This window comes from Thalassococcus sp. S3 (assembly GCF_004216475.1).
Classification (GTDB): Bacteria; Pseudomonadota; Alphaproteobacteria; order Rhodobacterales; family Rhodobacteraceae.
Genome location: NZ_CP022303.1, coordinates 4,093,720 through 4,112,832, shown reverse-complemented (window position 1 = coordinate 4,112,832; position 19,113 = coordinate 4,093,720). Strand labels below are relative to the sequence as shown.

At 60.4% G+C, this 19,113-nt stretch carries 22 protein-coding genes; 17 read left to right on the top strand and 5 right to left on the bottom strand.

Annotated elements, in window-relative coordinates:
• Positions 1-37 precede the first annotated feature (37 nt).
• From CFI11_RS20170 to CFI11_RS20140, 7 genes are all read left to right on the top strand, one after another.
• Positions 38-1,105 (top strand): Hint domain-containing protein, encoded by a 1,068-nt coding sequence (locus CFI11_RS20170; RefSeq protein WP_130409196.1) that lies wholly within the window; start codon positions 38-40, stop codon positions 1,103-1,105.
• 66 nt (positions 1,106-1,171) lie between these two features.
• Positions 1,172-2,245 carry a phenylalanine--tRNA ligase subunit alpha gene (gene pheS, locus CFI11_RS20165; protein ID WP_130409194.1) on the top strand — a complete coding sequence of 358 codons (1,074 nt, stop codon included), beginning with the start codon at positions 1,172-1,174 and terminating at the stop codon, positions 2,243-2,245.
• Between the two features lie 48 nt (positions 2,246-2,293).
• Positions 2,294-2,491, top strand: coding sequence for a phenylalanyl-tRNA synthetase subunit beta (locus tag CFI11_RS20160; RefSeq protein ID WP_254448975.1), 198 nt, complete (start codon positions 2,294-2,296; stop codon positions 2,489-2,491).
• A gap of 58 nt (positions 2,492-2,549) precedes the next feature.
• Positions 2,550-3,065 (top strand): hypothetical protein, encoded by a 516-nt coding sequence (locus CFI11_RS20155; RefSeq protein WP_130409192.1) that lies wholly within the window; start codon positions 2,550-2,552, stop codon positions 3,063-3,065.
• A gap of 39 nt (positions 3,066-3,104) precedes the next feature.
• Complete coding sequence (locus CFI11_RS20150; protein ID WP_130409190.1) at positions 3,105-3,308, top strand: phenylalanyl-tRNA synthetase subunit beta; 204 nt, start codon at positions 3,105-3,107, stop codon at positions 3,306-3,308.
• A gap of 74 nt (positions 3,309-3,382) precedes the next feature.
• Positions 3,383-5,782, top strand: coding sequence for a phenylalanine--tRNA ligase subunit beta (pheT, locus tag CFI11_RS20145; protein ID WP_130409188.1), 2,400 nt, complete (start codon positions 3,383-3,385; stop codon positions 5,780-5,782).
• Between the two features lie 72 nt (positions 5,783-5,854).
• The gene (locus CFI11_RS20140) at positions 5,855-6,304 is read left to right on the top strand and encodes a YtoQ family protein (protein ID WP_130409186.1); all 450 of its coding nucleotides are present in this window, start codon (positions 5,855-5,857) and stop codon (positions 6,302-6,304) included.
• A 17-nt stretch (positions 6,305-6,321) separates the two neighbouring features.
• On the opposite strand, the gene CFI11_RS20135 is transcribed toward CFI11_RS20140, so the two are convergent.
• The gene (locus CFI11_RS20135; protein WP_130409184.1) at positions 6,322-7,020 is read right to left on the bottom strand and encodes a glutathione S-transferase family protein; all 699 of its coding nucleotides are present in this window, start codon (positions 7,018-7,020) and stop codon (positions 6,322-6,324) included.
• A gap of 152 nt (positions 7,021-7,172) precedes the next feature.
• Here CFI11_RS20135 and mscL point away from each other — a divergent pair, with 152 nt between their 5' ends.
• Positions 7,173-7,604 carry a large conductance mechanosensitive channel protein MscL gene (gene mscL, locus CFI11_RS20130; RefSeq protein WP_130409182.1) on the top strand — a complete coding sequence of 144 codons (432 nt, stop codon included), beginning with the start codon at positions 7,173-7,175 and terminating at the stop codon, positions 7,602-7,604.
• A gap of 92 nt (positions 7,605-7,696) precedes the next feature.
• On the opposite strand, the gene ald is transcribed toward mscL, so the two are convergent.
• Positions 7,697-8,815 (bottom strand): alanine dehydrogenase, encoded by a 1,119-nt coding sequence (gene ald / locus CFI11_RS20125; RefSeq protein ID WP_130409180.1) that lies wholly within the window; start codon positions 8,813-8,815, stop codon positions 7,697-7,699.
• A gap of 142 nt (positions 8,816-8,957) precedes the next feature.
• On the opposite strand from ald, the gene CFI11_RS20120 reads away from it, so the two are divergent.
• The 4 genes from CFI11_RS20120 (at position 8,958) to CFI11_RS20105 (ending at position 12,909) form a co-directional block, all read left to right on the top strand.
• Complete coding sequence (locus tag CFI11_RS20120) at positions 8,958-9,416, top strand: Lrp/AsnC family transcriptional regulator (RefSeq protein ID WP_130409179.1); 459 nt, start codon at positions 8,958-8,960, stop codon at positions 9,414-9,416.
• Between the two features lie 169 nt (positions 9,417-9,585).
• The gene (locus tag CFI11_RS20115) at positions 9,586-10,542 is read left to right on the top strand and encodes an alpha/beta hydrolase (RefSeq protein ID WP_130409177.1); all 957 of its coding nucleotides are present in this window, start codon (positions 9,586-9,588) and stop codon (positions 10,540-10,542) included.
• Positions 10,543-10,574: 32 nt separating this feature from the next.
• Complete coding sequence (locus tag CFI11_RS20110) at positions 10,575-11,471, top strand: AraC family transcriptional regulator (RefSeq protein ID WP_130409175.1); 897 nt, start codon at positions 10,575-10,577, stop codon at positions 11,469-11,471.
• Positions 11,472-11,517: 46 nt separating this feature from the next.
• Positions 11,518-12,909 carry an amidase gene (locus CFI11_RS20105; RefSeq protein WP_165390341.1) on the top strand — a complete coding sequence of 464 codons (1,392 nt, stop codon included), beginning with the start codon at positions 11,518-11,520 and terminating at the stop codon, positions 12,907-12,909.
• A 65-nt stretch (positions 12,910-12,974) separates the two neighbouring features.
• Here CFI11_RS20105 and rpsU read toward each other — a convergent pair whose 3' ends face one another.
• Positions 12,975-13,181, bottom strand: coding sequence for a 30S ribosomal protein S21 (rpsU, locus tag CFI11_RS20100; protein WP_005614280.1), 207 nt, complete (start codon positions 13,179-13,181; stop codon positions 12,975-12,977).
• Between the two features lie 111 nt (positions 13,182-13,292).
• Between rpsU and CFI11_RS20095 the strand changes: the two genes are divergently transcribed.
• The gene (locus CFI11_RS20095; RefSeq protein WP_130410097.1) at positions 13,293-13,988 is read left to right on the top strand and encodes a COQ9 family protein; all 696 of its coding nucleotides are present in this window, start codon (positions 13,293-13,295) and stop codon (positions 13,986-13,988) included.
• On the opposite strand, the gene CFI11_RS20090 is transcribed toward CFI11_RS20095, so the two are convergent.
• Positions 13,972-14,322, bottom strand: a complete 351-nt coding sequence (locus CFI11_RS20090) for a hypothetical protein (protein ID WP_130409171.1) — start codon at positions 14,320-14,322, stop codon at positions 13,972-13,974. The two genes, CFI11_RS20095 and CFI11_RS20090, sit on opposite strands and share 17 nt — an antisense overlap.
• 55 nt (positions 14,323-14,377) lie before the next feature.
• Between CFI11_RS20090 and CFI11_RS20085 the strand changes: the two genes are divergently transcribed.
• Positions 14,378-15,364, top strand: a complete 987-nt coding sequence (locus CFI11_RS20085; protein ID WP_130409169.1) for an NAD(P)H-quinone oxidoreductase — start codon at positions 14,378-14,380, stop codon at positions 15,362-15,364.
• A gap of 88 nt (positions 15,365-15,452) precedes the next feature.
• Here CFI11_RS20085 and CFI11_RS20080 read toward each other — a convergent pair whose 3' ends face one another.
• On the bottom strand, positions 15,453-16,583 hold the full coding sequence (locus tag CFI11_RS20080) for a DUF4268 domain-containing protein (RefSeq protein ID WP_130409167.1): 1,131 nt from the start codon (positions 16,581-16,583) through the stop codon (positions 15,453-15,455).
• A 39-nt stretch (positions 16,584-16,622) separates the two neighbouring features.
• On the opposite strand from CFI11_RS20080, the gene CFI11_RS20075 reads away from it, so the two are divergent.
• The 3 genes from CFI11_RS20075 to CFI11_RS20065 all read left to right on the top strand — a co-directional run bounded on the left by CFI11_RS20075 (position 16,623) and on the right by CFI11_RS20065 (position 19,108).
• Positions 16,623-17,612, top strand: a complete 990-nt coding sequence (locus tag CFI11_RS20075; protein ID WP_130409165.1) for a quinone oxidoreductase — start codon at positions 16,623-16,625, stop codon at positions 17,610-17,612.
• Positions 17,613-17,714: 102 nt separating this feature from the next.
• Positions 17,715-18,263: a TetR/AcrR family transcriptional regulator gene (locus CFI11_RS20070; RefSeq protein ID WP_165390340.1), complete on the top strand. Its 549-nt coding sequence runs from the start codon at positions 17,715-17,717 to the stop codon at positions 18,261-18,263.
• A complete protein-coding gene (locus tag CFI11_RS20065; protein ID WP_165390339.1) occupies positions 18,260-19,108 on the top strand; it encodes a sterol desaturase family protein in 849 nt (282 codons plus the stop codon). Before CFI11_RS20070 ends, CFI11_RS20065 begins: the two co-directional genes overlap by 4 nt.
• Positions 19,109-19,113: the final 5 nt, after the last annotated feature.

Genomic DNA, 19,113 nt, shown 5'->3' with positions numbered 1-19,113 from the left:
AAACAGCAGTCAAAACGAACAACAACAGGCACGCCTCATGGCTCGGATCAGCGAACTGCACTATTCGAACGCCTACGCCCAAAGTTCGGGGGTGAGCGAATTTCTGGAAGTGGCGCTTGGCCCGTCCGAGGACGCGTCACATTTTACCGTGTCATTCTATCAAGCCGATGGCACAGTCGGCATAGAAATCCCGCTTAATTCACCCGGTGTGCAGGTGTCGGTCGATCCTGAAAATGGTGAAGTCGTCTATGTGATTTCGGCGGACAACTTTCCGATCTTCCTGACCGATCCGGACGGATCCGGGTCCACCAATTACGAAGCTTACGCGCTGACCAATACCGTATCGGGCAGCGTGATCGACTTTTACGATATCGGAGGTGGCACGCAGAACATCGTTGCCCAGGATGGGCTTGCGGCCGGGGAAACCTCGCAAAACCTTGCCGTGCTCGTCGGACCGGAGGCCACAACGACGACGCTTCAATTCAACCAGCCCAATCCCGATACGCTGACTTATGAAAGTGTCGGCGCGGGCGATACGGGATTGGCCTGTTTCGTTCTGGGGACCGAAATCGAAACACCGAACGGACCTCTACCCATTGAAATGCTTGCACCGGGCGATCTGGTCCTTACGCGGGACAATGGTGCGCGGGCCGTGCGATGGATCGGGCAGTCGGTCACCGACGGCACCGGGCCGTTTGCGCCGATCCGTATTCGCCGCGGCACGCTTGGCGCGGTGCAAGACGTGTTGGTCTCGCCGCAGCACCGCGTTCTGGTCAGTGGCTGGCAGGCTGAGTTGTTGTTTGGCGAAGATGAAATCCTGGTGCCCGCGAAGACCCTTATAAATGACAGCACGATCACACCCGCGCCCTGTTCGATCGCGCGATATGTCCATATCCTCTTTGATCGGCATGAGATCGTGACAACCAGCGGAATGGAGAGTGAGAGCTTCTTCCCCGGACCTGTCAGCATGGCACAAATGCAGTCCGAAACCGCGGAAGAGATCTATGCGCTCTTTCCCGACCTGCGCGTCGACGCCTCAACTTATGGCCCGGTAATCCGTCCTCTCTGCAAACCGCGGGAGGCGCAGGTTCTGACGCTCGTCTAGTCCACGCTCCCTTGTAATCCGTCTTGGCTGTGGTAGCAGGACGAAAAGCAGGTCACGGGGCGCGTCATGGACGATCTCAAAGCAAAATATCTCGGTCTGATCGGCGATGCATCCGATGAGGGGGCGCTGGAAGCGCTTCGCGTCCAGGCGGTGGGCAAAAAGGGTGAGATCAGCCTGAAAATGCGCGAACTGGGCAAGATGACCCCGGAGGAGCGTCAGGTCGCAGGCCCAAAGCTGAACGCCCTGAAGGACGAGATCAATTCGGCCTTGGCTGCAAAGAAAGCAGCACTTGCGGATGCTGCCTTGGACGAACGGCTGAGGACGGAGTGGCTGGACGTGACGCTGCCCGCGCGGCAGCGACCCGCAGGCACGCTGCATCCCATCAGCCAAGTCAGCGAGGAAGTGACGGCCATCTTTGCCGAGATGGGCTTCTCGGTCGCCGAAGGGCCGCGCATCGACACGGACTGGTACAACTTCGATGCGCTGAATATTCCGGGCCATCATCCCGCCCGTGCGGAGATGGATACGTTCTACATGCACCGTGCGGAGGGGGACAATCGCCCGCCACACGTCTTGCGGACCCATACCTCGCCGGTGCAGATCCGCGCGATGGAGGCGCAGGGCGCGCCGCTGCGTATCATCTGTCCCGGCGGCGTTTACCGCGCTGACTACGACCAGACCCACACGCCGATGTTCCATCAGGTCGAAGGCCTTGCGATCGATCGCGACATTTCCATGGCGAACCTGAAATGGGTGCTGGAGGAGTTCTGCCGCGCGTTTTTCGAGGTTGACGGGGTCGAGTTGCGCTTTCGTGCCTCGCATTTCCCCTTCACGGAACCGTCGGCCGAGGTCGATATCCGCTGCTCCTGGGAGGGTGGCGCGCTCAAGATCGGCCAAGGGGATGACTGGCTGGAGATTCTCGGATCCGGCATGGTGCATCCAAAAGTGCTTGAGGCCGGTGGCATTGATCCGTCCCAATGGCAGGGATTTGCCTTTGGCATGGGGATCGACCGTATCGCGATGCTGAAATACGGGGTGCCGGACCTCAGGGCCTTCTTTGACAGCGATCTCAGGTGGCTGCGTCACTACGGGTTCAGCGCGCTTGACATGCCGACGCTGCATGGCGGGCTCAGCCGGTAGACACAGTCGGGGCCGGGGCTATCTCCAAACCAAACGGAGTTAGCCTGCTTGAAGCTTCTTTTCTGGTCCCTCCTGATCGGCGCCCTTGGCCTGATCGTTCTTGCTCACGTTGCTCTTTGGAGGGCAGGGATGCCCGTGCCCTTCGCGCTTGCCTTTACGGCCATCAACGTGATCGGCTGGTCTTTGGCTTTGGGGCCGTTCATCTTTTGGGCACGCAAGCTCTGGGCCAAAGACCGGAATGGATGATCTTTGGCGCGATATGCCTAAGTTAACGTGGAAAGAGACGTTGACCCGAGGCCGCCCGATGAAATCTTCCCACGCTTTGCACAACATGGTCACTGCGATGGACCGCGCCCTGATGCCTGATGCCCGGAAACTGACCCTTCGGCCGGTCTGCGTGGATGTGGACGCCGATATCGGCGTGTCCGGCATGGATGCGGCGGAGGCACGCGATATCATGACGGAGATTGACGCGAAATCCTCCGCTCTGCTTGCGGTGCTGGCGATTATTCTGGCGACGTCGGCTTTCGTGTTCTCGCTCGATCAGCGCTGGCTGACGCTGATCCTGATGTTCGGGCAGGTGCTGACTATTTCGGTGTCGATCCTGTTCCTGCTGCGCTGCCTGATCTACGAGCCGTCCCCGCGCCTGCGCAGTGTTTTCGAGCTGCGGGAGGTCGCCGCGGACCATCACCTTCAGGTCGAGGCAATCAAACAGGTGCGCTATTTCAACCGCGTCATCGTGCTGACCGTCATCACCTGCGTTCTCTTTTTTGCCATGTCGGCCATCGTCGGCATCGACGCGGTCCTGCAGAACGGCTGACCCGACGAGGGGCCGCAAGGGCCCGAGGAGGCCCCCCGGATGAAAAAACACCGCAACCTCATCGCCGCCTGCATACTCCTGGGTATCATTGTCCTCGCCCATATCGGGCTCTGGCGCTCCGACATGCTCGATACCGAAACCAAATGGCGCCTCACCCGCATCAATGCCATCGGCTGGTCGATCATCCTTCTGCCGGCCATTGGCGTCAGCCTCTGGCTGCGGGCGAAAACCAAAGGCAGGTGACCACACCTCTTCCCCCCGTGCCGCCCTTCGGATAAACCGCCGCAAACGCAATACGGCACGCTTGGGGCACCTACATGAAATTCACGCTTTCCTGGCTGAAGACGCATCTCGACACCGACGCCTCCGTGGACGAGATCGCCGAAACGCTCACCGATCTGGGGCTCGAGGTCGAGGAGATCTCGAACCCGGCCGCGCGCCTTCGCGACTTTACCATCGGCAAGGTGCTGGAAGCCGAAAAGCACCCCGATGCCGATCGTCTGCGCGTTTGTCAGGTCGACACCGACGAGGGTGTGAAACAGATCATCTGTGGGGCGCCCAATGCCCGTGCGGGTATCACCGTCGTGGTGGCCAAGCCCGGCGTCTACGTGCCCGGCATCGACACCACCATCAGTGTGGGCAAGATCCGGGGTATCGAAAGCTTCGGCATGATGGCGTCCGAGCGGGAGATGGAGCTCAGCGACGAGCATGACGGCATCATCGAATTGCCATCGGGAGAGGTCGGCGAGAGCTTTGCCGATTGGCTCGCGGCCAATCGGCCTGCCAAGGTCGATCCCGTGATCGAGATCGCGATCACCCCGAACCGTCCCGACGCGCTGGGCGTCCATGGCATTGCGCGCGATCTGGCCGCGCGAGGGCTCGGCACGCTGAAGACAACGGATATTGCGCCGGTGCCTGGTGTTTTCCCGTGCCCCGTCAGCGTCAGCATCGATGCGGATACGCAGGATCAATGCCCGGTCTTTTACGGTCGGCTTATCCGCGGCGTGAAAAACGGCCCCAGCCCCGCCTGGCTGCAAGACGCCCTGCGCGCCATCGGGTTGCGCCCGATCTCCTTTCTGGTGGACGTCACCAACTTCTACACATACGACCGCAACCGCCCTCTGCATGTCTTCGACGCCGATAAAATCGCGGGCAATGCGCTGCGTGTCCACCGGGCCCAGGGCGGCGAAACGCTTGTTGGGCTGGATGAGAAGGAATACGCGTTCGAGCCCGACATGACGCTGATCTCAGACGCCGAAGGGGTCGAGAGCATTGCAGGCGTGATGGGTGGTCTGCCGACCGGCGTGACCGAGCAGACGGAGAATGTCTTTCTTGAAGCGGCCTATTTCGATCCGATCCGCACGGCCTATACCGGTCGCGCCCTCAAGATCAATTCCGATGCCCGCTACCGCTTTGAACGTGGGATCGATCCGCTCTGGACACCGGTCGGGATCGAGGCGGCCACCCGGATGATCCTTGATCACGCCGGGGGTGAAGCGTCCGAGGTCGTGGTTACGGGCAAACTGCCCGAGACGGCGCGCGCATATCGCCTCGATGCCGCGCGGGTGCAAAGCCTCGTTGGCATGGAGATCCCCGAAGCGGATCAGCGCCAGACCCTGACCGCTCTTGGGTTCAAGCTTGAAGGGGACATGGCGCATGTTCCGTCTTGGCGGCCGGATATACAGGGCGAGGCCGATCTGGTCGAGGAAGTCGCCCGCATCGCATCGCTGACCAAGCTTGAGGGAAAGCCGCTGCCACGGGTCACCGCTGGCGTGCCGCAGCCCGTGATGACGCTGAAACAGCGGCGCGAACAGGCCGCGCGGCGCACCTGCGCGGCACTCGGCTATAACGAATGCATCAGCTATTCCTTCATCGATCAGGCATCCGCCGCCTTGTTTGGTGGCGGTGAAGATGCAACGCGGCTCGAAAACCCGATCTCCTCCGAGATGAGCCATATGCGCCCCGCGCTTCTGCCGGGCCTGCTTCAGGCAGCGTCACGGAACCAAGCGCGTGGCATCAACGATATGGCCCTTTTTGAAGTCGGGCCCGCCTTCGACGGGGGTGAGCCGGGCGAGCAGCACCTGCTGATCACCGGCCTGTTGGTTGGTCACACGGGACCCAAGGATGTTCTTGGTGCAAGCCGGCCTGTCGATGTGTTCGACGCCAAGGCGGATGCCGAAGCCGTCCTGGCCGCAATCGGTGCGCCGACCAAGGTGCAGATCTTGCGAGGCGCCCCGGATTGGTGGCACCCGGGGCGGCACGGCAAGATCTGTCTCGGACCCAAGAAGGTGCTGGGCCTTTTCGGCGAACTGCATCCCCGCATCTTGGAAAAGATGGATGTGAAGGGTCCTGCGATGGCATTCACGATCCGGCCGGACGAGGTCCCGCAGCCCCGTAAGGCAGCCGCGACCCGCCCGGCGCTTGAACTTGCGGATCTGCAACCGGTGGAGCGTGACTTTGCCTTTGTGGTCGATGCTGACGTGGAAGCCCTGACATTGGTCAACGCCGCGGCGGGGGCGGACAAGGCGTTGATCGCTGACGTCCATGTCTTTGACGAATTCATCGGCGGATCAGTGGGGGACGGCAAAAAGTCCCTTGCCGTCACCGTACGCCTGCAGCCGAAAGAGGCCACGTTGAAAGAGGCCGAGATCGAAGCCGTCAGCGCCAAGATCGTCGACAAGGTGACCAAGGCAACGGGCGGAGTTCTACGCGGATAACGGGTTTGCCGGACCTGGACCTGCACCGTTTGAATGTTATCTCAGGCCGGCGCTGCAATGATGGAGGTTGGCATGACGTTGAACGTATATCTCTCGGGTGAGATCCACACCGAGTGGAGAGAGCAGATCAAGGACGGCGCCCAGGGTCTGGATGTCAGCTTCTCCGGACCTGTGACCGATCATGCCGCCAGCGATGATTGCGGCGTTGCGATACTGGGTTCTGAGGATCGCAAATACTGGCACGATCACAAAGGGGCCATGGTGAATGCGATCCGGATGCGCAAGGGCCTTTCCGATGCCGACATTGTCGTTGTCCGGTTCGGGGACCAGTACAAACAATGGAACGCCGCCTTTGATGCCGGATATGCCGCCGCGCTTGGTAAGTCGCTGATCATCCTGCACGGAGAGCAGCATGCCCATGCGCTCAAAGAGGTCGATGCCGCAGCGCTCGCCGTGGCGGAGGAGCCGAGCCAGGTGGTCGACATCCTCCGCTATGTCTTGTCCGGGACGCTGCCCGGCTAATCCCATCGGGTCGGGCGTCAGTCTCTTGGCGGGGTGACAAGACCTTTCTGAACGGCGGGCCGGGCCGTAAAGCGATCAAGATAGGCCACCAGGTTCTCGTGATCCGCCCAGCCCAGCACCTCTTTGGCGCCGTAGAAATCCAGCGCACGAAGCCATGGCGCAATCGCCATGTCCGCGATGGAATAGGACCCCATCACCCAGTCACGCCCCTCAAGGCGCGTCTCGAGGACTGAAAGAAGCCGCTTGGCTTCGTCGATGTATCTCTGGCGCGGGCGCGGATCTTCGATCTCGGACCCTGCGAATTTGTAGAAGAAGCCAAGCTGCCCCAGCATCGGACCCAGACCGCCCATCTGAAACATCAGCCACTGGATGATCTGGGCTTTTTCGGTCGCGGTTTCGCCGATGAACTGGCCTGTCTTTTCGGCGAGGTAGATAAGGATCGCCCCGCTTTCGAACAGCCCGAGCGGTGCGCCCTCCGGCCCGTTGGGATCAATGATCGCGGGGATCTTGTTGTTGGGGTTCAATGACAGGAACTCAGGACTTTTGACGTCCGCATCCGCCAGCGTGACCTTATGCGCCTCATAGGGCAGGCCCATCTCTTCAAGCGCGATCGAGATCTTCACGCCATTTGGTGTCGGGAACGAGTAAAGTTGGATCACCGAAGGATCCTGGGCAGGCCATTTCTGCGTGATCGGAAAAGCGGAGAGATCGGCCATCTGGGCGCTCCTTCTGGGGTAAATGTACCGCATCTAACTAAACCTTGCGGTTCGAAAAAACAGAGTTGGTTCTGTTCGTTGGCGTGCTAACCCTTGTGAGGCCGCGCACAGATGGGGTGCGCGGCGGCAAGCCAACAGACGGGGAATTCATTATGATACAGGAGTTCAAGGACTTCATCGCGAAGGGCAATGTCATGGACATGGCCGTCGGGATCATCATCGGCGCAGCCTTTACGGCAATCGTGACATCGCTGGTGGGTGACCTGATCAATCCGATCATCGCGCTTTTCACCGGCGGGATCGACTTTTCCGGCTGGTTCTACGTTCTGGGCGAAGGCAGCTTTGCCTCGGTCGAGGCAGCGGTGGAGGCCGGAGTGCCGGTTTTTGCGATCGGCAAGTTTCTGATGGCCGTGATCAATTTCATGATCGTGGCTTTCGTGGTCTTCATCCTCGTCAAGATGGTCAACCGGATCAAGGAAGCGGCCGAGCGTGACGAGGAGACCCCAGCCGAGGAGGCGCCGTCCGGCCCAAGCGAACTGGAGGTCCTGCTTGAAATCCGGGATGCACTGAAAGCTCAGGATTGAGCGAACAAAGGGTGGGTCATGCCCCCGAACAGGGGACGATTGGAGGCATGACCCGGGACGTCCGGCACATCAGGGCCGGATAGCGATAAGGGTCAGGTTTTGACGATGACCTGGGGTGAGACAACGTCTAGCCCAAGTGCTTTGCCAACGGCATAATATGTCAGTTGCCCGGCATGAACGTTCAAGCCCGCCATCAGGTGCGGATCTTCCAGGCAGGCGGTCTTCCAGCCCTTGTCCGCCAGCGCCAGCAGAAACGGCATGGTCGCATTGCCAAGCGCAATCGTGGAGGTTCGCGCGACCGCGCCGGGCATGTTGGCAACGCAATAGTGCATAATGCCGTCGACGTCGTAGATCGGATCCTGGTGGGTGGTTGCGCGTGAGGTTTCGAAACAGCCGCCCTGGTCAATGGCCACATCGACGATCGCCGCACCGGGCTTCATCGTAGAGAGCTGATCCCGTGTGACGAGCTTCGGTGCCGCTGCCCCGGGGATGAGAACCGCGCCAACGACCATGTCGGCCTCAGCCACCAGTTCTGCGGTGTTGCCTGCGCTGGCAAAGCTTGTCTTGAACTGCCCACCGAAGACGTCGTCAAGATATCTCATCCGGGGCAGGGACCGGTCCAGAACCGTTACATCCGCCCCCATGCCGGCCGCGACACGCGCGGCATGCGTGCCCACGACGCCACCCCCGATCACAACGACACGGGCGGGCCCGACGCCGGGTACGCCGCCCATCAGGACGCCCCGCCCGCCATTGGCTTTTTGCAGCGTCCAGGCGCCAACCTGCGGGGCCAGCTTGCCCGCAACCTCGGACATCGGGGCGAGCAGGGGCAACCCCCCCGACGCGTCGGTCACTGTCTCGTAAGCAATCGCGGTGCAGCCCGATGCCAGAAGGTCATGGGTCTGATCCGGGTCGGGCGCGAGGTGAAGATAGGTGAAGAGAAGCTGGCCTTCGCGCAACATCTTGCGCTCGACAGCCTGCGGCTCCTTCACCTTCACGATCATGTCCGCGGTTGCGAAAACCTCCTCCGCGCTGTCCAGGATCCGGGCCCCGGCGGAGATATAGTCTTCATCGGAAAATCCAGCGCCCAAACCAGCGCTCGTCTGGACGAGGACCTCATGGCCATGGGCGATGGCCTCCCGTGCGGCGTTCGGGGTCATGCCGACGCGGAATTCCTGTGGCTTGATCTCTTTGGGGCATCCGATTTTCATGGCGCAGCTCTCCTCCTGTCGGTCGCAGGCCATAAGTCGCGCCTTTCCAATGCAATTTCTTGGGAAATTCTACTCGCATAGATGGCATTTGTTCGAATAGTCTCCGGCATAGCTACCCATTCACGCAAAGGTTTTGCGTACAATGATCCTTGATACGATTGACCGGCGCATCCTGTCGGCTTTGCAACGGCGCGGGCGGATGTCCAACGCGGAACTCTCCGAACAGGTCAACCTGTCTCCATCGGCCTGTCATAGACGTGTGCAGCGGCTTGAGAGCGAGGGATTTATCCGCGACTACGTTGCGCTGCTGGACCCACGCAAGCTGGGGGTTCCAACGACGGTCTTCGTCGAGATCACGTTGCAGGGCCAAGCTGACGAGGTTCTGGACGCTTTTGAGAAGGCGGTGGCCCGCATCCCGGATGTGCTGGAATGCCATCTGATGGCGGGAAGTGCGGATTACATTCTTAAGGTCGTTGCCGAAAACACCGAGGATTTTGCTCGGATCCATCGCCAATATCTCGCCCGATTGCCCGGTGTCGCCCAGATGCAAAGCTCATTCGCGCTGCGAACGGTGTTCAAAACGACAGCTCTGCCGGTTTGACGATCCGATCGGCTGATTTTGAGTGGGCCGCGGTTGTGTTGGGCCGCTTCGATGTTAACTTGTTGGGGGCGATGCTAGCCTATCCGCGAGCTGCGAAATCTTCTGGAAACGAGCACGAGACCAGGCTTGGAGGACCGCCGCGTTGAGAAATGCCAAAACGTCCGAACTGATGTTCAGCAGGATTGTCAGAACGACCCTCTTTGCGTTGTCCGTGCTGGTCATGGTCCCAAACCCATCGACCGCCAAAACGATCCAGATCGCAGGCCCGTCGGGCCCTCTTGAGGGCGAGGCGATCCCCGTGGAAAACGCGGAGCATGTTCTTGTGATCATACCGGGGTCAGGCCCGATTGATCGGGACGGTAACGGGTTTCAAGCCGGTTTGCAGTCCAACACCTATCGCCTGCTGGCCGAAGACATGGCGAAGGTGGGCGTTGCCTCGCTTCGGGTCGACAAGCGCGGTTTTTTCGGGAGCGAGGCGGCCATAGCCGATCCGAACGATGTCACAATCGCGAAATACGCAGATGATGCACGGGACTGGATCAGGGCCGCAAGCGATCTGGCGCCCTGTGTCTGGTTGACGGGCCATTCCGAAGGTGGATTGGTCGCACTTGCCGCAGCGATGGATGCCCCGCTTTCGCTTTGCGGGGTGATCCTGCTTGCGACGGGCGGACGTCCAACGGGGCAGATCCTTCTCTATCAGATGAGCCAGAACCCGGCCATGGCCCCGCTGATGCCAGAACTGTCTTCCGTTGTGGCCGATCTTGAAGCGGGTCAGACACGGGATGTGGAGACAATCCCCCTGCAGCTGCAGGCACTCTTTGCGCCGGGCCTTCAACGCTACATGATTGATCTCTTCAGCTATGATCCTCTCGCCCTGGCCAAGCAATGGACCAAGCCGGCCCTGGTTGTGCAGGGCGATCATGACATCCAGGTGACGCCCACGGATGCCGACATGCTGATGAAGGCGATGCCTCAGGCGAAAAGAGTGGATCTGGTTGACGGGACCCATATGCTGAAAACGGATCAGCCTGGTCAGCCCTTTGTCACATATACCGATCCCGATCTGCCGCTCCACCCGGATCTTGTTCCTGCCATTGTTGATTTCATCGAAGCCCACGCCCCTTGAAGCGCGTTTTTGGCCGACGATAAGGGCCGGACATGTCGCGCCGCAGTGAAGCCGTTGCACGCGCTGTTCGCCTGATCGAGGCAAAGCTCGATGAGAGCCTGCCGATCGAGAGGGTGGCAGAGGCGGGATATCTGTCACCCTTTCACTTTCAGCGGCTTTTTCTGGATGCGACGGGAGAGTCGGTTGCCGGATACATCCGGCGCCGACGGCTGGAACGCGGCGCCAACATGCTTCTGGCGCCCCGGCCCGAGCCGTTGATTCAAATCGCCCTTGCATGTGGGTTTCAGACGCATAGTGCCTTTTCACGCGCCTTTCGCCAGCATTTCGGCCAATCCCCGTCTGACTTTCAGCGCGGCGGTGGTGCGGCGATCCTGGCCGAAAGCGACGATCCCCGTCCGTTTTTGAAACCGATCCGTGGTCATGCGCCGATCATGGAAATGGATATTCTTCCGTTGCCGTCCGTGTGGCTGTTGCTGCGCCCCCAGCCTGGTGCATTTGACGGTGTCTTTTTTCCCGATCAGGCTGCCTTGGGTGCGGGATTTGCCGATCTCGTTGCCCGGGCAGGGCCAGATCTTCTTTCACCCTGCGGCGCCTTCGAGAGAGGGCCATCGGCGTTCAACGATCCTGATGCAAGGGCGTGGTTCGGCGGTCTTTTTACGTCAAGACCCACGCTTGGTTGGGATGGGGAATGCTTTGACGTTCCCCCGTGCGACTGGGCGGTCTTCATGCATTACGGCCCGTTTGATCATCTGCATCTGACCTGGAACAAGGCGTGCCGAAACGAACTACCCGCCCATGATCTTGAGATTGCACCGGGCTGGCTGATCGAGACCTATCTTCAGCCGGCCGGCATCCCCTCCCCGAAGACGCCTTCGGCGCAGATATACGTCCCGCTGGTCAATTCCGCACGAACGGAACAGCAAGCCTGACAGACGCGGGATATCGCGGCCTCTGAAATGAATGCGGAGGGACGCGATGTCTGCAAAAATCACCACGGCCAGGGCGCTGGTCTCGGATCTGTCGAACGGAACGCTTGAGTTTCAGAACGTGCTCGCCACGATCACAGCGCGCCGGGCTGATCTCAATCCGCGGATCAACGCTTTCGACAGCATTGTCGAGCGTCCGGCGGTGCCGGGTCAAGGGCCGCTCCACGGTCTGCCCATTACGGTTAAGGATCAGATCGCAGTCAAAGATCAGCCGTTGCGCTTTGGACTGGATCGCGCCTCTGACAAGCCCGCCGAATACACGGCTCCGGTTGTGGAGCGGCTTGTGGACGCCGGAGCTGTCGTTGTCGGCAAAACAACCCTGCCACCTTACGCGATGGACTTTCAGACATCCAATGCAAGGCTGGGCCGAACCAACAACCCCTGGGATCTGGAACGGACCTGTGGCGGCTCAAGCGGTGGTGGCGCCGCTGCTGTGGCGAGCGGCATGAGCTTGATCGACATGGGCGCCGATCTGAGCGGTTCGCTCCGCCTGCCTGCTGCATTTTGCGGGATATGCTCGCTCCTCCCCGGCGAAGGGCAGGTTCCCAACGACGGGATGCTGCAGGGCAGGGCAAGGCTTGCGCACTTCGCAAGACCTGGCCCCATGGCAAGAAACATTGATGATCTGAGGCTGATCTGGGAGGTTCTATCGGGTGAGACTGCCAGTGCGTCAGATGACAAACCAAGCCTCGCGATCTGGACGGCGGGCGAGAAGGGGCCAGCAACGGATCAGGACATCGCAAATCGCTTTGCCGACGTCCGGCGCGATTCGCTTGCCAATGGCGCGCAGGTCAAGGGCGATCCGCTTGAGATGCTGTTTGAGCCTGAGATTTATCAAGTCTTTGGTCACATCATGGGCCACGAGACAGGGGGGCTGATGCCGTGGCCCATCCGCATGCTCGCTAGGGTTACGGGACGCGGTGCAGCTGCACGCTCGCCGCGCTTCCTGGCCCATATCCATGAGGGATACCGTAGGGATCGCAGGCGATACGAAAGGGCATGTGCGGCGCGTGATACCATATTGGAGACTTGGACAAAGCAAATGGAAGCCTTCGATGCCGTCCTTCTGCCGGTCTGTCCTGTTGCGCCGTTCGCCCATCTCCCGCCTGACAGCGATCGCGGGGGTATCCGGGACTATCATACGGGGTTCAAAGCCGTCGGGGAGGAGGTCGGATACTTTGACACGCTGACGACCTTCACCGCGCCGGTCACCCTGCTGGGATTGCCCGTTGTGACCTTACCGCTGGGCTTGGACCGCCAAGGGCTTCCCATCGGTGGTCAACTTGTCGGCAAGGCAGGGGGCGAGCATCGGTTGCTCGACATCGCCGCCACCATTTCTCGCCTCTATGACATGCCGCGGCCGCCGGTATCGGCGTTCTAAAACGACAAACCCCCGGACCGGCGGGCCGCGGGGGTCGTCAAACGCATCCGGCGTCGATGGGGGGCTTAGAGCAGCCCCTCGCGCTGTGCTTTCTTCCGTGCCAGTTTCCGGGCGCGGCGGATCGCTTCTGCCTTCTCACGCGCTTTTTTCTCGGACGGTTTCTCGAAATGCTGCTTCAGCTTCATTTCGCGGAACACGCCTTCGCGTTGGAGCTTTTTCTTCAACGCGCGCAGCGCCTGATCGACATTGTTGTCGCGAACACTAACCTGCATGTGGTTGTCACCACCTTTCTAGATAAGAGTTGCAAGGAGTTGCAGGAGGTGGCCGTATAGCAAAGCCACCCTAGCTTGTCCAGTATGCCAGACACCAAACCGGAGCCCGAAATGACATCTCCCTATGAGACCGCGAAAGATCAGCTTCTGGATGCCGCGCTGATCCATGTGCCCTTCGACGGCTGGTCCGAGGCGACATTTCGCGCGGCGATCACGGATGTGGGTCTGGATGAGGGCCTGGCCCGCGCGGCCTGCCCAAGGGGAGCGGTCGATCTGGCACTGGCTTTCCATGCGCGCGGGGATCAGGCGATGGTCGACCGAATGAAGGCCGAAGATCTGTCCGCTTTGCGCTTTCGGGATCGGATTGCAGCAGCGGTGCGTTACCGGCTGGAGGCCGTCGAAGACAAGGAAGCCGTGCGTCGAGGAACGACCCTGTTTTCCCTTCCGCACCATGCCGCTGACGGGGCCAAGGCGATTTGGGGCACTGCGGATCTGATCTGGGACACGCTGGGCGACAGTTCGGAGGACGTCAACTGGTACACCAAACGTGCGACATTGTCCGGCGTTTACTCAGCCACGGTGCTTTACTGGCTGGGCGATGACAGTACGGGCCACCAGGCGACATGGGATTTTCTGGATCGCCGGATCGACGACGTCATGCAGATCGAAAAGATCAAGGCGCAGGTGAATGAAAACCCGGCGCTCAGCCGCATGATGGCGGGGCCCAATTGGCTGCTGAGTTTCATCAAGGCCCCGTCGAAGACGTCCCGTTCCGATCTTCCCGGCAGCGTTACGTCGCGCCCGTAACGATCAAGGCAGCGCCCAGCAATACCGACACAGCCACATTCGTCTTGACCACAGGACTTTGCCAGCCAACCGCAAAGAGCGTGCCGATTTTGTAAATGATCTGCAGCGCAAAGAGAGGACGCGCGATTTCGAGCGCGGCGTGCTGGGAGATCATCACGAGAAGGGACAAAGCGGATATGCTCAAAAAACCGATGGAGAGGTAAAGGCAGGCAAGGATGCGCCGCGCGTCGGTCTGCGCGCCATAGACGGGGGCCATTTGTGGCGCATCCCGCAGCAGGGCCAAGGACAGCGGAAACACAATCAGACAGTTTACGACAAGCGCGATGACAAGCATGGGCCGTTTCCTCGGGCGTGGTCAGGTGATACGGGTGAGCGAAAAGGAGTGTTCCATGCCCGATATGATGCGCGCTGTCGAAATCTCAAAGCCTGGCGGACCGGATGTGCTGACACCCGTTCAGCGGCCGGTGCCGGAGCCGGCATTGGGTCAGGTTGTTATCAAGGTGGCCTATGCAGGTGTGAACCGGCCCGATGCCCTTCAGCGTGCCGGCGCCTATGCGCCGCCACCGGGTGCGAGCGATCTGCCTGGCCTCGAAGCCGCGGGCGAAATCGTCGCTTTGGGAGAGGGCGTAAGCGATTGGTCGGTGGGCGATCAGGTCTGCGCCCTTCTTCCCGGTGGCGGTTACGCGGAATATGTCGCCACACCCGCTGCGCATTGTCTGCCGGTCCCGGATGGGATGGGTCTTAAAGAGGCGGCCTGCCTTCCGGAAACCTTTTTCACGGTCTTTTCGAACGTCTTCATCCGCGGCGGTCTGCAGCCTGGTGAGCGTTTTCTTGTTCATGGCGGATCCAGTGGCATCGGGACAACGGCGATCCAGCTGGCCAATGCCTTCGGTGCAAGGGTTTTCGCGACCGCAGGATCAGATGAAAAATGTGCTGCTTGCGTCAAGCTGGGGGCAGAGCAGGCAATCAATTATCGCAACGCCGATTTCGTCGATGCGATGCGCGCCGAGGGCGGCGCCAATCTGATCCTCGACATGGTCGGTGGAGATTACATTCCTCGGAATATCAAGGCTTTGGCAGATGATGGGCGTTTGGTGCAGATCGCGTTTCTGCAAGGCCCAAAGGTGGAGGTGAACTTCGCGCAGGTGATGACACGCCGGCTCATGATCACGGGAAGCACGCTGCGTCCGCAAAGCGATCTGGCGAAGGCTCGGATTGCTCAGGATCTGCGGGAAGCGGTTTGGCCACTTCTTGACGCGGGCCGTGTCGCACCCGTGATGGACCAGACATTTCCGCTAGAAGACGCTGCTTCCGCCCATGCGCGTATGGAAAGCAGCGTGCATGTCGGCAAGATCGTTCTTTCCGTTTCAGAGTGAACTGCACCTGCTGAGAGCAACATTTTTCCCCGTTCCCCTTGTGGGGGACGGTTCCCGATTGAGCGAGATGTGAAGAACTCCCGACGCGTTACTCTGCGGCAACAGGCTCTGCCTGCGTGCCTGAGAGTGTCTCGAGGATTGGGGCCATCAGCCCTTCCAGACGGGCAAATGTGTCAAGGTGCCAGTCAATCGTTTCGGCAAGTTCCTCTTCGCCCGTCACCGCCATGTCATTGCGAATTGTGATCCGGCTCTCGACGGCGTCATCCAGCCTGCGCCAATCGACCGGATCATCGAAGGTCGCCGCAAAATCAAGCACGTGTTCGCGCACAAGATCGAAGCGGGCCTTGTTTTGATCTCTCTCAGCGCTGTCGAAAATCAAACGGACCCGCGCTTCGCCCTCGTCAAGCGACAGGGAATAGCCAACGCCCGGAACGGGGCTTGCAATGCGCAGCGTCTTGGCATTTTCGAACAGAAGGCGCGACGCTAGGCCGAGGCCTCGCCGGTCTGCCGCGCCGCGCAGAAGTGCCGCATATGTGTCTGAAACCGGGGTATCGTTTTCGGAGGTTTGCTCCGGCTGGGCCGGGCTGGTGTCGGGCGGTGCAAGGCGTGGTGGTATTGCGGCGATTGATGGTGGGGCCTGGTTTTGCAGGGCAGGGGCCAGATCAACGAACACATCCGACCCGGCCTGATATGTCCGCAGGTGCAGGCAGCCCACTTCGATGCCTTGGCTTTTCAGCCATTCCGCCGTCGCTGCGATGTCGGAGGGAACGTCCGAGGCGACCAACAGGATCCGTTGACTTCCAGCGGGGTTCAGAGCGTGGGTCTGCCCAGTGGATGTGACAAAGCCGTCGAGGGACGCGATCGCGTCCGCCCTGGATGCGGCGCCGGACTGCCGATGATAAAGAGAGACAATGTCATCCCGCGTCAGCCGCGCTGCCATGGCGGCCCGGCCCATGGCGCGACCGATGAGATCCGTTTGAGATCCGCCAAGTCTCAACTCAACCACGACAAGGCGACCTTCGCGATCAAGGGCCAGAAGGTCGGGCCTTGGCGTGTTGTCCTCAAATGCGATCTGGACGGCCAGAAGCGGCTCCCCCAAGATGTCGGGGCTGTACATGACCCAATCAGCGATCTGCCGGTGCAGATTTGCGGGCAAGTCGTCAAAGGAAACGGGCAAAAGCGGATCTATCCGCGGCACTAACGGGTCAATCTTGTACATGGCGTGAGAATATACACCAAATCTTGACGGGGAAAGTGAATGTTGAATGGAAGTGCCGCAAAAACCGCAATAATCGATGCACCCGGTGGGCCGGACGCGTTCAGGCTGATCGATCGTCCGCTGGCCGATCCCGGGCCGGGCGAAGTGCGCATCGTGCACCGTGCAATCGGTCTCAATTTCATCGATATCTATCAACGTACCGGGCTTTATCCGCTTGAGATGCCCCACGCCCTGGGAATGGAAGCAAGTGGGATCATTGATGCGGTCGGAGAGGGTGTAACCCATCTGGCTGCCGGTGACCGGGCGGCCTACGCCGCCATGCCTCCCGGTGCCTATGCAGAGGCGCGGGTCATGCCGGCCGCCCAAGTCTGCCCGTTGCCGGAGGGCATCAGCTTTGAACAGGGCGCCGCGATGATGCTGAAAGGCATGACGGTCGAGTATCTGTTCCATCGCACCACGCCCCTTTCACGTGGCGATACGGTTCTCTTTCACGCTGCCGCGGGGGGTGTGGGTTTGATTGCGTGCCAGTGGGCGCGATCCGAGGGCATCACGCTTATCGGCACGGCAGGCACGGACGAGAAGTGCCAGCTCGCGCTCGATCACGGTGCGACCCATTGCATCAATTACCGAACCCGAGATTTCGCCAGCGAGGTGCGCGCGCTGACGGATGGGGCAGGTGTTGATGTGGTCATGGATGCGGTGGGGGCGGATACGTTTGAGGGCTCGCTTGACAGCCTCAAACCGCTCGGAATGATGATTTCGTTTGGCAACGCGTCCGGTCCGGTGCCCCCGTTCAACCTTGGAGTGCTCGGGCCGAAAGGGTCTTTAAAGATTACGCGCCCGACACTCTTTACGCACTCCTCCGATCACGAGACCTGCCAGGCCATGGCCCGCCATCTCTATGACAAGGTGTTGGAGGGGCATGTCACGATCCGGATCGACCAACACTTTCCCCTAGATGACGTTGCTCGGGCACACGAGGCGCTGGAAGCGCGCAAGACCACCGGATCCACAATTCTGACTGTCTAGCATCGCGTTCGCCGACGAACAGGGGTCAGGCAGTCCATCGCGCAGATATGCAATCCAAGTCGAGGTATTGCATATCTGACTCAAATGAGACATATATGTCTCATGCCGAGCATTCGTCCCTCAACTCACGCCGCGATTCTGGAAGCTGCCTTTCAGGTCTTCAACGACATGCCGGGCGCGTCCTTGGCGGTAATCGCCGAACGCGCAGGTGTCGGACGCGCGACGCTGCACCGCCACTTCGCATCGCGCGAGGATTTGCTGCTGGCAATGGCCAAGGCCGCGCATGCGGAATTGACAGCCGCGGTTGATGCCGCCGTGGCTGACGCACAGAGCTATACCGAGGGACTTCGCCTGGCGATGGCAGCGATCATACCGCTGGCCGAACGCCACATGTTTCTTGCGTCCCAAACCCTGGACCATCATCCCGAGATGGCAGAGGCAGAGGCGCGGGACAGGCTCGATTTGATTTCCGATATCGACAAGGCCAAGTCCGAAGGCCTTCTCGACCCGAACCTGCCGTCGTCTTGGATCGCCGAGAGTTACGACGCGCTCATCTATGCAGGGTGGGCCGTCGTCCATCGGCAGGAGGCCACGCCGCGCCAAGCCGCGGACATGGCCTGGCGCAGTTTTCTGAAAGGATGCCAGATATGACTCCAGAGACGCTCACTAATCTTGGATCTCAAATTGATGAGATTTTCCTGCTCATCGGTGCGGCGATCCTTCTGATCGAACTGGCCGAGGCGCTTTTCAAAGGGAATTTAAAGGCGCGCACGCTGGGTGAGATGGCCGTGAGCGCCTCGACCCAGATCCCTTCTATCCTGATCGAAGTGCTTGTGCTGACCGGGGCCTATGGGGTGTTCTATATTCTCGCTGAAACGGTAGTGCCCTGGGAACTGCCCATCACATGGTGGACCATCCTGCTTGTCTTGGTTGCTGCTGATTTCACGTATTATTGGGAACACCGGATCGCGCATGAGGTGCGCCTTCTCTGGACCCAGCACGCCGTGCATCATTCATCACGTGACTTCAACATCGTGACAGGTGTCCGATTTGGCCCGCTGGAGGGTGTATGGTCGATGATAACGCATCTGCCGCTGGTTTTTCTGGGCTTCGCGCCGGAAGTGATCTTTTTCGGGCTGGTCGTCGTGCTGGCCTATCAGACATGGCTGCATACCGAGATGATTGGAAAGCTGGGCATTCTGGATCGGATCCTGAACACGCCCTCGAACCACCGCGTGCATCACGGCGCGGATGACAAATACCTCGACCGCAATTACGGCGGCATCACGATCCTTTGGGACCGTCTGTTCGGGACCTTCCAGCCCGAGGAGGAGCGGCCCCGCTACGGCCTGAAACGGGATTTCGACAGTCGTAATCCGGTGGTGGTCTGGTTTTCCGAGTTGCCGGGGCTTTGGCACGACCTGCGGCGTGCACGCACTGCACATGAGGTCTGGATGCGTCTCTTCGGGCGCCCCGACTGGACACCGGATTGCTAGAGAAA

Excerpts from the sequence above, each read along its gene's own strand:
- pheT (WP_130409188.1), top strand. The coding sequence starts at position 3,383 with ATGAAATTCACGCTTTCCTGGCTGAAGACGCATCTCGACACCGACGCC.
- CFI11_RS20170 (WP_130409196.1), top strand. The coding sequence starts at position 38 with ATGGCTCGGATCAGCGAACTGCACTATTCGAACGCCTACGCCCAAAGT.
- CFI11_RS20140 (WP_130409186.1), top strand. The coding sequence starts at position 5,855 with ATGACGTTGAACGTATATCTCTCGGGTGAGATCCACACCGAGTGGAGA.
- ald (WP_130409180.1), bottom strand. The coding sequence starts at position 8,815 with ATGAAAATCGGATGCCCCAAAGAGATCAAGCCACAGGAATTCCGCGTC.
- CFI11_RS20095 (WP_130410097.1), top strand. The coding sequence starts at position 13,293 with ATGACATCTCCCTATGAGACCGCGAAAGATCAGCTTCTGGATGCCGCG.
- CFI11_RS20090 (WP_130409171.1), bottom strand. The coding sequence starts at position 14,322 with ATGCTTGTCATCGCGCTTGTCGTAAACTGTCTGATTGTGTTTCCGCTG.
- CFI11_RS20120 (WP_130409179.1), top strand. The coding sequence starts at position 8,958 with ATGATCCTTGATACGATTGACCGGCGCATCCTGTCGGCTTTGCAACGG.
- CFI11_RS20155 (WP_130409192.1), top strand. The coding sequence starts at position 2,550 with ATGAAATCTTCCCACGCTTTGCACAACATGGTCACTGCGATGGACCGC.
- CFI11_RS20115 (WP_130409177.1), top strand. The coding sequence starts at position 9,586 with ATGTTCAGCAGGATTGTCAGAACGACCCTCTTTGCGTTGTCCGTGCTG.
- CFI11_RS20080 (WP_130409167.1), bottom strand. The coding sequence starts at position 16,583 with ATGTACAAGATTGACCCGTTAGTGCCGCGGATAGATCCGCTTTTGCCC.
- pheS (WP_130409194.1), top strand. The coding sequence starts at position 1,172 with ATGGACGATCTCAAAGCAAAATATCTCGGTCTGATCGGCGATGCATCC.
- rpsU (WP_005614280.1), bottom strand. The coding sequence starts at position 13,181 with ATGCAGGTTAGTGTTCGCGACAACAATGTCGATCAGGCGCTGCGCGCG.
- CFI11_RS20105 (WP_165390341.1), top strand. The coding sequence starts at position 11,518 with ATGTCTGCAAAAATCACCACGGCCAGGGCGCTGGTCTCGGATCTGTCG.
- CFI11_RS20070 (WP_165390340.1), top strand. The coding sequence starts at position 17,715 with ATGCCGAGCATTCGTCCCTCAACTCACGCCGCGATTCTGGAAGCTGCC.
- CFI11_RS20075 (WP_130409165.1), top strand. The coding sequence starts at position 16,623 with ATGTTGAATGGAAGTGCCGCAAAAACCGCAATAATCGATGCACCCGGT.
- CFI11_RS20110 (WP_130409175.1), top strand. The coding sequence starts at position 10,575 with ATGTCGCGCCGCAGTGAAGCCGTTGCACGCGCTGTTCGCCTGATCGAG.
- CFI11_RS20135 (WP_130409184.1), bottom strand. The coding sequence starts at position 7,020 with ATGGCCGATCTCTCCGCTTTTCCGATCACGCAGAAATGGCCTGCCCAG.
- mscL (WP_130409182.1), top strand. The coding sequence starts at position 7,173 with ATGATACAGGAGTTCAAGGACTTCATCGCGAAGGGCAATGTCATGGAC.
- CFI11_RS20065 (WP_165390339.1), top strand. The coding sequence starts at position 18,260 with ATGACTCCAGAGACGCTCACTAATCTTGGATCTCAAATTGATGAGATT.
- CFI11_RS20150 (WP_130409190.1), top strand. The coding sequence starts at position 3,105 with ATGAAAAAACACCGCAACCTCATCGCCGCCTGCATACTCCTGGGTATC.
- CFI11_RS20085 (WP_130409169.1), top strand. The coding sequence starts at position 14,378 with ATGCCCGATATGATGCGCGCTGTCGAAATCTCAAAGCCTGGCGGACCG.